The sequence below is a fragment of the Hyphomicrobium sp. 2TAF46 genome, assembly GCF_052114865.1.
Lineage (GTDB): Bacteria > Pseudomonadota > Alphaproteobacteria > Rhizobiales > Hyphomicrobiaceae > Hyphomicrobium_B.
Genome location: NZ_JBFRFO010000012.1, coordinates 95,022 through 106,740, shown reverse-complemented (window position 1 = coordinate 106,740; position 11,719 = coordinate 95,022). Strand labels below are relative to the sequence as shown.

Below are 11,719 nucleotides of genomic sequence, written 5' to 3'. Positions count from 1 at the left end.
CCCTATTCCGCTGCGTTGAGTTTCTGTTCATGCGAGGCCCGAAGCGCGCTCATGCCGGCCATGACGGCGGAGGCTCGCGCTATCGGGTTCGTCATATAGAAGTCTGCGATCACCGAAGCGAACGGTTCCGATGACGGCTGAGCTGTCAGCTTCGCGAGCGTTTCGAGCCCGGATACAGCGCGGGTTTCGATCGTGTCGAGCGCTGCGAGCTGCGGGCTCGCCCGGTACATGGCCGCGCGAAGCTCGTTTATGGTGTCGTAGGGGAGCTTGGCGCCGGCCCGCTCCGAGAGCGCGCGGACGATGGTCCAATCTTCCTTGGCGGCGCCCGGCGGGAACACGGCCTTGAGCGTCTGCTGCGCGCGGCCTTCGGTGTTCACGTAGGTTGCATTCTTCTCGGTGTAGGCGGCGCCCGGCAGGATGACGTCGGCACGTTCGGTGCCCTTGTCGCCGTGCGTACCCTGGTAGACGACGAACGCGGATGGGCTGAGCTTCGCGAAATCAGATTCGTCGGCGCCGAGGAGATACACGAATTCCATGTCGGGGCCGAGAATGCCAGCGGCATCCTTGCCGCCCTTCCCCGGCACGAAGCCGAGATCAAGACCTGCGACGCGCGCGGCGGCGGTGTGAAGGACATTGAAGCCGTTCCACGACGCGTCCTTGCCGGCGGATGCCGTAAGAACGATACGCGAGGCAAGCGATAGCGACGCCAGCCCATCGCCGCGGGCGAACGCGCCTTGTCCGACGATGACCATCGGCTTTGCCGCCGCTTTCAAGACTTCCGCGAAGGCGTGCTTGCCGTTCGCGATCTCCGCCAGGGTTTCCGGTCCCGCACCCAAATATTCGTATGGATAGGCGAGATCGACCTTGGCACCGACGACGCCGATTTTGGTCGGCGCGGTGCGCCAGCGCTTGCGGATCCGGGAGTTCAGGACTGCCGCTTCGAGGCGAGGATTGGCGCCAACGATGAGGATCGCGTCGGCCTGCTCGATGCCCTCGATGCCGGAGTTGAAAAGATAGCTGGCGCGGCCCAACTTCGGATCGAGCTTGTCTCCTGCCTGACGGCAATCGAGCGATGCCGCGCCGAGCTTGGTCAAAAGATCCTTCAGCGCGAACATTTCCTCGGCGCCCGCGAGATCGCCAGCGATGGCGCCGATCTTTTCAGCCGATGCCGCCTTCAACTTTGCGGCCACGAGGTTCAACGCATCGTCCCAGGTGGCGGGTTCGAAGCGGCCATTCTTGCGGATGTACGGCTGGTCGAGACGCTGCGTTTTCAGGCCGTCGGCGACGTGGCGCGTCTTGTCGGAAATCCATTCCTCGTTCACGGCGTCGTTGTTGCGCGGAAGAATACGCATGACGGCGGCGCCGCGCACGTCGGCGCTGATCGACGAGCCGACGGCGTCCATGACGTCGATGGTTTCGAAAGTTTCCATCTCCCAGGGCCGGGCGGCAAACGCCCAGGGGCGATGCGTGAGCGCGCCGACCGGGCAGAGATCGACGGCGTTGGCGCTCATTTCGGAGAGAATGCCGCGTTCGAGATAGGTCGTGATTTCCGCGTCTTCGCCACGGCCGATAAGGCCGAGCTCTTCGACGCCCGCGACTTCCGTCATAAAGCGGACGCAGCGCGTGCAGTGGATGCAGCGCGTCATCATCGTCTTGATGAGCGGGCCGATGTGCTTTTCTTCGACGGCGCGCTTGTTCTCGGTATAGCGCGATCCGCCCATGCCGAAGGCCATCGCCTGATCTTGCAGATCGCATTCGCCGCCCTGATCGCAGATCGGGCAATCGAGCGGGTGGTTGATGAGCAGGAACTCCATCACCCCTTCGCGCGCCTTCTTCACCATCGGCGAGCCGGTGGTGACGATCTTCGGCGAACCATCCTTGTTCGGCGGCAAATCGTTGACGAGCATCGCGCACGAGGCGACCGGCTTCGGCGAGCCTTGCACCTCGACGAGACACATGCGGCAGTTACCGGCGATCGACAGCCGCTCGTGGTAGCAGAAGCGCGGAATGACCGAGCCCGCCATTTCGCAGGCGTGCATCAGCGTCGTGCCGTCCTCGACCTCAATCGGTATGCCGTCGACGATCAGTTGCTTTGCCATTTTTCAGCGAGCCTCTGCGTTCAAGTCGTCGCGTGACCGGCGCGCCAGTAGGCGAGCAGTTCCGTAACGGAAATTCCTTCGATGGTCATGCCTTCCATGCGGCTGTCCTTGATCGAGACGCCCGCAAGATTGGCCTTATCGATGCGCATCCCCGAAAGATTGACGTCGTGCACTTTCCAGCCAGACATGTTGATATCGTCGAAGGAGCATCCAGAAAGGTTGACGTTGTGATAGCGCCCGCCTGATAGGTTCACGTTCTCGAACGTGCCGCCGGACAGATTCACGTCGTCAAACACCGAACCCGAGATATCGGCACGTCGGACTTCAAGCCGGTGTTTCTCGTTCTCGATCTTCATTCCGCTCACTCCGCCGCCACGCGGGCGTGTTTCCTCTGGTAATCGTCGATACGCGCCTCGATCACCGGACGGAAGTTCTTGATCAATCCTTGTACTGGCCATGCCGCTGCGTCGCCGAGCGCGCAAATCGTGTGGCCTTCGACCTGCTTCGTGACATCGAACAGCAAATCGATCTCGCGTTTTTCCGCTTCGCCGCGCTCCATGCGCTCGAGCACGCGCCACATCCAGCCGGTGCCTTCACGGCACGGCGTGCACTGGCCGCAGCTCTCGTGCTTGTAGAAGTAGGCGATGCGCCGGATCGCGGCGATGATGTCCGTCGATTTGTCCATCACGATCACGGCAGCGGTGCCGAGACCGGAGCCGAGCTTGCCGAGCGCGTCGAAATCCATCGTCACGGCTTCGGACTGTTCCGCCGTGATGCAGCGGACGGAAGACCCACCCGGAATGACGGCGAGCAGATTATCCCAGCCGCCGCGGATGCCGCCGCAATGCCGGTCGATCAGCTCCTTGAGGGGGATGCCCATTTCTTCTTCGACGACGCACGGACGCTCGACGTGGCCCGAGATCTGAAAGAGCTTGGTGCCGGTGTTGTTCGGTTTGCCGAGGGCTGCGAACCACGCCGACCCGCGACGCAGGATTTCGCCGGCGACGGCGATGCTTTCCACGTTGTTGATCGTCGTCGGCGCGCCGTAGAGGCCGACGTTCGCCGGGAATGGCGGCTTCAGGCGCGGCTGGCCCTTTTTGCCTTCAAGGCTTTCGAGCATCGCGGTTTCTTCGCCGCAGATGTAGGCGCCGGCGCCGTGGTGGACGAAAATGTCGAAGTCCCAGCCGTGGACGTTGTTCTTGCCGACGAGCTTGGCCTCATAGGCTTCATCGATGGCGCGCTGGAGCGCCTCGCGCTCGCGGATGTATTCGCCGCGCACATAAACGTAGCAGGCATGCGCGCGCATCGCGAAGGATGCGAGCAGCGCGCCTTCGATCATGAGATGCGGGTCGTGCCGAAGGATCTCGCGATCCTTGCAGGAGCCGGGCTCCGACTCGTCGGCATTGATGACGAGATAGCTCGGCCGCGTATCGGCCTTCGGCATGAATGACCACTTGAGGCCCGTCGGGAAGCCGGCGCCGCCCCGGCCGCGGAGACCCGACTTCTTCACCTCGTCGATGATGTAGTCGTGGCCCTTGTCGATGAAGAACTTCGTGCCGTCCCACGCGCCACGGCGCATCGCGCCCTTCAGCCCGACGTCGTGGAAGCCGTAGATGTTGCGGAATATGCGGTCGCGATCATGCAGCATGGGCGCTACCCTTTCGGCCTTTTACCGGCTTTGCTTTCCGGACGCCAACCGGATGCGAGCTTCTGCGCCTGCTCGATCCATTTGTCACGCGTTACACGGCCCATAAAGCCTTCCAACTGGACTTCAAACCAGGCGACGTTCTGAGGCGTCCACTTGGCGATCTGATCGAAATGCCAGATGCCCATTGCGTGGAGCTTATCGACCACGTCGGCTGAAACACCCGGGATCAGCGACAGGTCATCGGCCTCGCCGCCGCGCGGCTCCTTCAAAAGCTCGGGCTCGACGTTCCGGCTCGCAGCCGCTGCTGCCCTGTCCCGGATCATGTCCGCCTTGATCTTATCGATCTCTCCCGCGGAAAGCGCCTTGCCGCTGCCGCGCCCTTCAAGTTCCTTGACGAGGCCGGCGTTGGCCATCGCGGTCAGCGCTGCCGGATGAACCGGCGGGGCCTTGGCTTCACCCGGCGCTGGCGAAGCGCCCGCGTCGACTTGGGCCTTATGGGCTGCAGAGGCCGGTGGCGATTCTTGGGCCTTATCGGCCTGGTCGCCGGATGTTTCTTCGAAACGCTTCTTCCAGGCGCCGATGGAAGAGCCATCGTAAAGCGCGGGATCGGTCAATGTCGTCGGTCCCGTGACCGGAGAGGATGCGACGCGGCCGATCTGCGACCCGGGCTTCGGCTGCCTGCCGGCAACAAAGGCGTCGATGATCTTGGTCAGCTGCTCGGGCGTGAGGTCTTCGTAGGTATCCTTACCGACCTGCACGACCGGCGCGTTGGCGCAGACGCCGATGCATTCGACCTCTTCCCACGACAGCGTGCCATCGGCGTTGGGTGTGTGCGAATGGCCGTCGATACGGTTCTTGCAGACGGCGATGAGATCACCCGAACCGCGGAGCATGCAAGGCGTGGTTCCACATACCTGTATATGGGCCTTCGTCCCCACCGGTGAAAGGTGGAACATGGTGTAGAAGGTGGCGACCTCTAGGCCGCGAATGTGGGCCATGCCAAGCATATCGCAGACGAGCCTGATCGCGGGTTCGGGCAACCAGCCGACCTGCTCCTGCGCACGCCAAAGCAGGGGGATGATCGCCGACGCCTGCTTGCCTTCCGGATATTTGGCGATCGTCTTGTTCGCCCACGCCAAATTTTCAGGCGTGAAAGCGAATTGCGCAGGCTGCACCGCATTCAGTCGGCGAACGGCCATCCATGGCTCCTCGAACGTCAGTCGTGTGGCGCCGAATACCCAACGTATCCACGTCACAAGCGTGATCTGGACCGTTACGCCCCAATGTCGACTCTCTGAGTGACATAACCCTCAGCCACCGAAGCGGTCCAGTACGAGGAATGCGGCCACAAGGCAAGCATTTGCCTATCCATTTGGGTAAGCAAGCCACGATATTCGACGATATTCGGGTGCGACGAAAAGCTCACAGCTATTGAGTCGATTTCGGCGAAGGCGCTGGCGCGGTCGTTGTGTCATCCGGCGCGAGAATGCCGCGACGTTGAAGCGTCTCGCTGGGACGCTCCGTTGCCCATCGGCGTTCAGAAAATCCGAGTGGCACCGCAAGCCAGCCAAGCAGCAACAGGAACGTGGCGACCGGCGCGAGAAAAAGTGCGACCTGGGAACCGACACGCAGGAAGCCCGTCCAAAGCGCTGCGAACAAAAGGCCGAGCACGATGATCATCCACCCGCCATCGTCGGCGCCGCGTGCCGTTGCAAACAGCAGACCGGCGAACAGTCCGGCTAAACCAATCAGAACCGGAATGAAGGGAAGATCAGTTTGCAGCGCGCCCATGGGCCAGCTTCGGGAGCGGGCGAAAAGGCGATAGGTTGCAAGGCTCAAGCCCCAGCCCACGGCCGCTACGGCCAGCAAGAACAGGTTGTCGACCATCGGCGCTCCACCGGGAAGCATGCGCGGCTCCTTTCCCCTCGTTTACTCAACTAGCCCGCGTATCGTACCGGACCCGGGCGGCGCGGGGATAAGTTTTTTTAATGGGCGGCTGGCAGCCAGATTAGTGAGATCGATCAAGGTGCGATCGAACGAAACTATCCTCCGCAACGATTTGGACGGATCAGCGATCGATTTCGCCGAAGACGATGTCGAGAGAGCCGAGGATCGCGGAGACGTCCGCCAGCATATGGCCGCGGTTCAGGAAATCCATGGCCGCGAGGTGCGGGAATCCAGGAGCGCGGATCTTGCAGCGATAGGGCTTGTTGGAGCCGTCGGACACGAGATAGACGCCGAATTCGCCCTTCGGCGCCTCGACCGCGGCGTAGACCTCGCCGGGCGGAACGTGGAAGCCTTCGGTGTAGAGCTTGAAGTGATGGATCAGCGCTTCCATCGAGCGCTTCATCTCACCCCGCTTCGGCGGCACGACTTTCTTATTTTCGGCGACGTGCGGACCCTTGCCGCGCGGCGACTTCAACAGCTCGCAGCACTGCTTCATGATCTTGGTTGCTTCCCGCATTTCCTGCATGCGGATCAGGTAGCGGTCGTAGCAGTCGCCATTCTTGCCGATCGGGATATCGAAATCGAGGTCGGCGTAGCATTCGTACGGCTGGGACTTCCGGAGGTCCCAGGCCGCGCCCGAGCCGCGCACCATCACGCCCGAAAAACCCCAGGCGAACGCGTCATCCAGCGACACGACGCCGATGTCGACGTTGCGCTGCTTGAAGATGCGGTTCTCGGTCAACAGGCCGTCGATATCATCGACGACCTTCAGGAACGGGTCGCACCAGGCGTAAATATCGTCGATCAGCTGCTCAGGCAGGTCCTGATGGACGCCGCCCATGCGGAAGTATTTTGCGTGCATGCGCGATCCCGAGGCGCGCTCGTAGAAGACCATCAGCTTTTCGCGTTCTTCGAAGCCCCAGAGCGGCGGGGTCAGCGCGCCGACGTCCATGGCTTGCGTCGTGACGTTCAAGAGATGCGACAGCTGGCGGCCGATTTCGGAGTAAAGCACGCGGATGAGCTGCGCCCGGTAGGGAACCTCGAGACCCAAGAGTTTTTCGGCAGCAAGGCAGAACGAGTGCTCCTGATTCATCGGAGCGACGTAATCGAGACGGTCGAAATAGCCGATCGCCTGCATGTACGTCTTATGCTCGATGAGCTTCTCGGTACCGCGATGAAGGAGACCGATGTGCGGATCGACGCGCTCCACGACCTCGCCGTCCAGCTCGAGCACGAGGCGAAGCACGCCGTGCGCGGCAGGGTGCTGCGGCCCGAAATTGATATTGAAATTACGGATCTCGGTCTCGGCCATGTTCAAACGGTCCCGCGGGTAATCGGTGCTACTCTGGCGAGCTTCGCCTTCTCGTTCACGCGTTGCTCGAACTTCTGCCAGTTCACGACCATACGCTGATGCTCGCCCTCGCCGATTAAATCAATCCCGTCATGTGCTTTCACATGAAAGAATAGCCGGCGGCCTGCGACTTTCGTGCACTCCGCGTCAACGATCACCGTTTGTCCCGGTACCGTGGCGGCGAGGTGTGAAACATTGATGTGAATGCCGAGCGAGCCCTCACCCTCGTCGAGATGGGGCGTAATGATATTGAGACAGGTCCATTCCATCAGCCCGACCATGAAGCCGGTCGCAAAAACGGTCGGCATGAGCTGAAATTCGTGTGCCTCAGGATAGAGATGCGGCACCGTTTTCGTGGCCGGAACGCGAAAGGAGAAACTGGTTTTCGCTCCGACGTGAAGCGTTTCTTTCACGGCCTAAATCCTCACAGCCGGTCTTTCAGGTTGCGTATCGTAATGTAGAGGCTGGACGCGGTACCTGCGACCGCAAAGAGCCCGAAGAAAAAGCCCCAGAAATGCGGCCCGTTCGTGCGGCCGAACCAGGGATAGAGCAATTCGGCCGCGCCCGAGACCAACACGACGCCGGCCGGAATCATGATCGTTCCATAGGGCAGATAGCGGCAGATCACGCCGAGCAGCAGCCCGGCGAGGGCGCGCGGCCAATCGAGGATGAAAGCCCCGATCATGAAAACTGCCGCTAACGCGACACTGACCTCGAATTGCATCCGACCTTGGCCTCACGAATCACTCCGGTTTCCCGGCCGAACGACGATTGGAGCGGACCGCCCCGATGGGAAGCAAAGGACCGCCCGAACGCGTAGAATTCGAAGTCGATGGCAACAGCGCCGGGAAGACGGCGCTGCAAACGGCGAGACGCGCGATTCACGACTTCGGGCTGGCTTTCTCGTCGCCCGGAAGGACGTGGCTCGGCCCTTCCCAAGGGCTCTCGAAATCGAAATCGCGGAATTCCTGCGTAAGCTTCACCGGCTCATAGACGACGCGTTTCTTTTCATCGTCGTAGCGAACTTCGACGTAACCGGTGAGCGGGAAATCTTTGCGAAGGGGATACCCCTGAAAGCCATAGTCGGTGAGGATGCGGCGAAGATCGGGGTGTCCCGTGAACCGGATGCCGTAAAGGTCATAGGCTTCCCGCTCGTACCAATTGGCCGCCGGAAAAACGTCGTTGACGCTTGCGATGGGCGTCATCTCGTCGGTCGAGATCTTGAGCCGCAGCCGCTGATTGAGGCGCGGCGACAGCAGATGATAGACGACGTCGAAGCGCTCCGCGCGCTCGGGATAGTCGACGCCGCAGATATCGATCAGGACTTCGAACTGGCACTTCGGGTCGTCGCGAAGCTTGGTCAGCACGTCGACGATGTTTTCGCGGGCGACGGTGATGGTCAGTTCATCATGCGCAATCACGCTCGAGATCAAGGAAGAACCTAGTCTACTCTCGGCATTTTGCTGTAGCTCGTGCATCGGGTTCCTCAATCCGCTGAGTTTCAATCGAATGAGCAGCCACCGAAGAATATCCCATGGGGAACGCCATTCTGTTTCAGAATGATATATGCGCCCGATCCCCGACTGATACCCTCCCAGAATTTATAGTTGCTGGCTATGGCTTCGGGCGATGGCTCGGTCGTGCCGAACAACTCACTCAACTGATTTTCCGACAGAGGCCACGCCGTGACATCGGGCTCGCTCGGGCCTTCCCGCGGAACACCAGAAACGAAGTGGATATCGATAATAGAGCGCGTGCCATCGGCATCGGAGGCATTGAGAGCCTCCTCGAACGATGCGTGCAACTGACCTGTGACGAGAGAGTTCAGATCGACGGGAAATTTGGGAAAGGGCGTGACGGGATTGTAGCGCCCGGCATTAAGCTCACGCAGACGAAGCTTTTCCAAAGCAGCGCCAATGTCGGGTTCGTAGGGTACCACATACCAATAGATATCGCCGCCCATGGCAATCTACCTATCGCTCGATGGTGCCGGTGCGGCGTATCTTCCGCTGCAGCAACAGAATTCCGTAAAGCAGCGCCTCGGCGGTTGGCGGGCAGCCCGGCACATAGACGTCGACCGGCACGATGCGATCGCAGCCGCGGACGACGGCATAGGAATAATGGTAATAGCCGCCGCCGTTGGCGCAGCTTCCCATCGAGATGACGTAGCGGGGCTCCGGCATCTGGTCATAGACCTTGCGGAGCGCGGGGGCCATCTTGTTGGTCAACGTGCCGGCAACGATCATGACGTCGGACTGCCTGGGCGAAGCGCGCGGCGCGAAGCCGAATCGCTCGACGTCATACCGCGGCATCGATGTCTGCATCATCTCGACGGCGCAGCAGGCGAGGCCGAACGTCATCCACATCAGCGAACCGGTGCGGGCCCAGTTAATCAAGTCATCGACGGTCGTGACGAGAAAGCCCTTGTCGGCCAGCTCGTTCGAAACTTCGGTGAAGAACGGATCTGCGGCAGGCGACACCGCGCCTGGGGCGCCTTCCTGCGCCCGGTCAAAGACGCGATCGAAGACAAGGCCACCCGGACGCTCGTCCTTGATGATCAATCCCATTCCAGCGCGCCCTTCTTCCATTCGTAAATGAAGCCGACCGTCAGCACGCCAAGAAACACCATCATCGACCAGAAGCCGTAAACGCCGACTTCCTTGAAGGCCGCAGCCCAAGGAAAGAGGAACGCGATCTCGAGATCAAAGATGATGAAGAGAATAGACACGAGATAGAACCGCACGTCGAACTTCATGCGGGCATCGTCGAAGGCACTGAAGCCGCATTCGTAGGCGGAGACCTTCTCAGGATCGGGGTTCCTGACGGCGACGAGAAATGGCGCAATCATCAGGGCGGCGCCGATGAACAGCGCGACGCCGATGAAAATGGCGATCGGCAGGTAATGCGAGGTCAGATCAATCATCGCCGTCAATCCGGTAAGACGGCCGAGTCTCAGCGCTTTGGCCGTTGCGTCGGTGTTAACGCAGGGCGTTCTCACGCGCAACACCCCTGCTCCCGCTCAGGTTTTTCAATGCTGGGAAACCGCCGGTTCGATGCATGCTTCTCCACCCTTCTGAAGCTGCCACGGCAATCTGTCACATCTGTCACACAGCCGTTACCGCTGCGCGGATGCCAGTCGCGTAGCGGAGCGCCGGCCCGGCTCGTTCGTCGATCGCACCCGCCTCGCCTGTTCTTTTTCTTCGGTGCCCGAAACGGATGCGAGAGATGCCTCAGCTGAAGACCGGGGGCATGAGCGACGCGCGCGTGACGGTGCACATTTCGTTGCGCATTCATTTCGCTCGCGTTGTGAAGGACTGCGAAGAACGATTGGCCGCGCAATTATTCCTCCGATCGTGCCATTCGCGATGTCACCACTACCCTCCGCCTCCTGCGTGCCCAAAAAACCTTGTAACCATTCCGTATATACCTGCCCGTATTTCAAATGATTTGAGCACTACTCTTTATGCGGATTAACTTCGTCAGCCGACGACGATTGTTCAGCAATCATTCACAGCTCGGGGCGTTTTTTGAATGCGGTTTCTTCAGGGAGCAATTTCATGAGAAATCTGATTTATGCACTTCCGGTTTTCGCGTTGACGAGCATTGCGCCTCATGCAGCGACAGCGGCGGATTTCGGGGGCGGCGAATGCTGTGAAGGCCGAGGAGCTGTCGTCGAAGGTCCGCCCGTCACGCGCGAGTACGCTTACGACGACTATTATTATGATGGCCCCATCTATTACGGGCCGGCCTTTTACGGTCGACGGTATTATCGGCCATATCCCTACTACGCCGGGTATTATCCGTATCGCTGGGGTGGTGGGCCCCGCTGGTACGGTGGGCGCGGTTGGTACGGCGGCGGCCGCGGCTGGTACGGCGGCTACGGACATCGCTTCGGCGGTCACCGGGGCTGGCGATGATCCACTTCGGCGAGATCATCTGATCTGAATGAACTCCCTGCGCTCTCTCCATGCCGATCGCGGGCGGCATGGAGATTGTTGTTTTCTGGGATCGCCTAACCTTTTCTCTTCGTTGCCTGGACGGCGTTTTCAAGCGCCTGCAAAAACTGCGAGCGATCACGCGGTGTAAATGTGGGGTTGAACCCACGGCTTTCTCCCGTTTCCCGCAAATGCCGCTGCATATCGCGCATCGCAATCGCCATGCCGATGTTGGCGTCGCTGAAGGGCTTACCCGTCGGACCGATGCATTGGGCGCCGGCCTTGAGACACCGGGCGGCGAGCAAAATGTCAGCGGTTATCGCGATGTCGAATGCGCCGATTCGCTCGGCAATCCAGTCATCTGCCGCGTCAGGGCCTTCCTCGACGACGACAAGCTTGACGAGCGGACTGGCATCGATCCGCATCCAGCTGTTCGCCACCATAAGAACGGGAATATCGTGCCGTGCAGCAACGCGCACCACTTCGGCTTTCACCGGGCAAGCGTCCGCGTCGACGTAGATTTGCATTGCGCATCATCTCTCTGGATCCTCGCGCGCGACGGTGCGCGCGGGATCTTCCTTAGTCACGAGGTGAACTTAACCCGCTCCGGACCGGGAATCGTTGAAGAAATGCGCGGATTTCCAAGATAGCCACTCTCTTGCCTCGACTTCTGGGGTAGGAATGACGCATGAACCATTCCTGCGCTATCGCGAGCCAAATGATCCACGGGCAGTGCCTT

14 protein-coding genes are annotated in these 11,719 nt (G+C 60.6%); 1 reads left to right on the top strand and 13 read right to left on the bottom strand.

Going from position 1 to position 11,719, the window contains the following annotated elements; genetic code table 11:
• Window positions 1–2: 2 nt before the first annotated feature.
• From nuoG to AB4Z24_RS21090, 12 genes are all read right to left on the bottom strand, one after another.
• On the bottom strand, window positions 3–2,099 hold the full coding sequence (gene nuoG, locus AB4Z24_RS21145; RefSeq protein ID WP_441711406.1) for an NADH-quinone oxidoreductase subunit NuoG: 2,097 nt from the start codon (window positions 2,097–2,099) through the stop codon (window positions 3–5).
• A 20-nt stretch (window positions 2,100–2,119) separates the two neighbouring features.
• The gene (locus AB4Z24_RS21140) at window positions 2,120–2,455 is read right to left on the bottom strand and encodes a pentapeptide repeat-containing protein (protein WP_441711404.1); all 336 of its coding nucleotides are present in this window, start codon (window positions 2,453–2,455) and stop codon (window positions 2,120–2,122) included.
• Between the two features lie 5 nt (window positions 2,456–2,460).
• Window positions 2,461–3,747, bottom strand: coding sequence for an NADH-quinone oxidoreductase subunit NuoF (nuoF, locus tag AB4Z24_RS21135; RefSeq protein ID WP_441711403.1), 1,287 nt, complete (start codon window positions 3,745–3,747; stop codon window positions 2,461–2,463).
• A gap of 5 nt (window positions 3,748–3,752) precedes the next feature.
• A complete protein-coding gene (nuoE, locus tag AB4Z24_RS21130) occupies window positions 3,753–4,946 on the bottom strand; it encodes an NADH-quinone oxidoreductase subunit NuoE (RefSeq protein ID WP_441711401.1) in 1,194 nt (397 codons plus the stop codon).
• Between the two features lie 229 nt (window positions 4,947–5,175).
• Window positions 5,176–5,655, bottom strand: a complete 480-nt coding sequence (locus tag AB4Z24_RS21125; protein ID WP_441711399.1) for a hypothetical protein — start codon at window positions 5,653–5,655, stop codon at window positions 5,176–5,178.
• A gap of 160 nt (window positions 5,656–5,815) precedes the next feature.
• Window positions 5,816–7,006, bottom strand: a complete 1,191-nt coding sequence (locus tag AB4Z24_RS21120; RefSeq protein ID WP_441711397.1) for an NADH-quinone oxidoreductase subunit D — start codon at window positions 7,004–7,006, stop codon at window positions 5,816–5,818.
• 2 nt (window positions 7,007–7,008) lie between these two features.
• The gene (locus AB4Z24_RS21115) at window positions 7,009–7,458 is read right to left on the bottom strand and encodes a thioesterase family protein (RefSeq protein WP_441711395.1); all 450 of its coding nucleotides are present in this window, start codon (window positions 7,456–7,458) and stop codon (window positions 7,009–7,011) included.
• An 11-nt stretch (window positions 7,459–7,469) separates the two neighbouring features.
• Window positions 7,470–7,769 (bottom strand): hypothetical protein, encoded by a 300-nt coding sequence (locus AB4Z24_RS21110; RefSeq protein ID WP_441711393.1) that lies wholly within the window; start codon window positions 7,767–7,769, stop codon window positions 7,470–7,472.
• 157 nt (window positions 7,770–7,926) lie between these two features.
• Window positions 7,927–8,523, bottom strand: a complete 597-nt coding sequence (locus tag AB4Z24_RS21105) for an NADH-quinone oxidoreductase subunit C (RefSeq protein ID WP_441711391.1) — start codon at window positions 8,521–8,523, stop codon at window positions 7,927–7,929.
• 23 nt (window positions 8,524–8,546) lie between these two features.
• Window positions 8,547–9,008, bottom strand: a complete 462-nt coding sequence (locus AB4Z24_RS21100; protein ID WP_441711390.1) for a hypothetical protein — start codon at window positions 9,006–9,008, stop codon at window positions 8,547–8,549.
• 10 nt (window positions 9,009–9,018) lie between these two features.
• Window positions 9,019–9,612, bottom strand: a complete 594-nt coding sequence (locus tag AB4Z24_RS21095) for a NuoB/complex I 20 kDa subunit family protein (protein ID WP_441711388.1) — start codon at window positions 9,610–9,612, stop codon at window positions 9,019–9,021.
• Entirely contained in the window at window positions 9,603–9,968 is a 366-nt protein-coding gene (locus AB4Z24_RS21090) for an NADH-quinone oxidoreductase subunit A (RefSeq protein ID WP_441711386.1), read from the bottom strand. The genes AB4Z24_RS21095 and AB4Z24_RS21090 overlap by 10 nt, the downstream gene beginning before the upstream one ends.
• Before the next feature lie 634 nt (window positions 9,969–10,602).
• Between AB4Z24_RS21090 and AB4Z24_RS21085 the strand changes: the two genes are divergently transcribed.
• Entirely contained in the window at window positions 10,603–10,962 is a 360-nt protein-coding gene (locus AB4Z24_RS21085; protein ID WP_441711384.1) for a hypothetical protein, read from the top strand.
• 95 nt (window positions 10,963–11,057) lie between these two features.
• Here AB4Z24_RS21085 and AB4Z24_RS21080 read toward each other — a convergent pair whose 3' ends face one another.
• Complete coding sequence (locus AB4Z24_RS21080) at window positions 11,058–11,507, bottom strand: YaiI/YqxD family protein (RefSeq protein WP_441711382.1); 450 nt, start codon at window positions 11,505–11,507, stop codon at window positions 11,058–11,060.
• Window positions 11,508–11,719 lie beyond the last annotated feature (212 nt).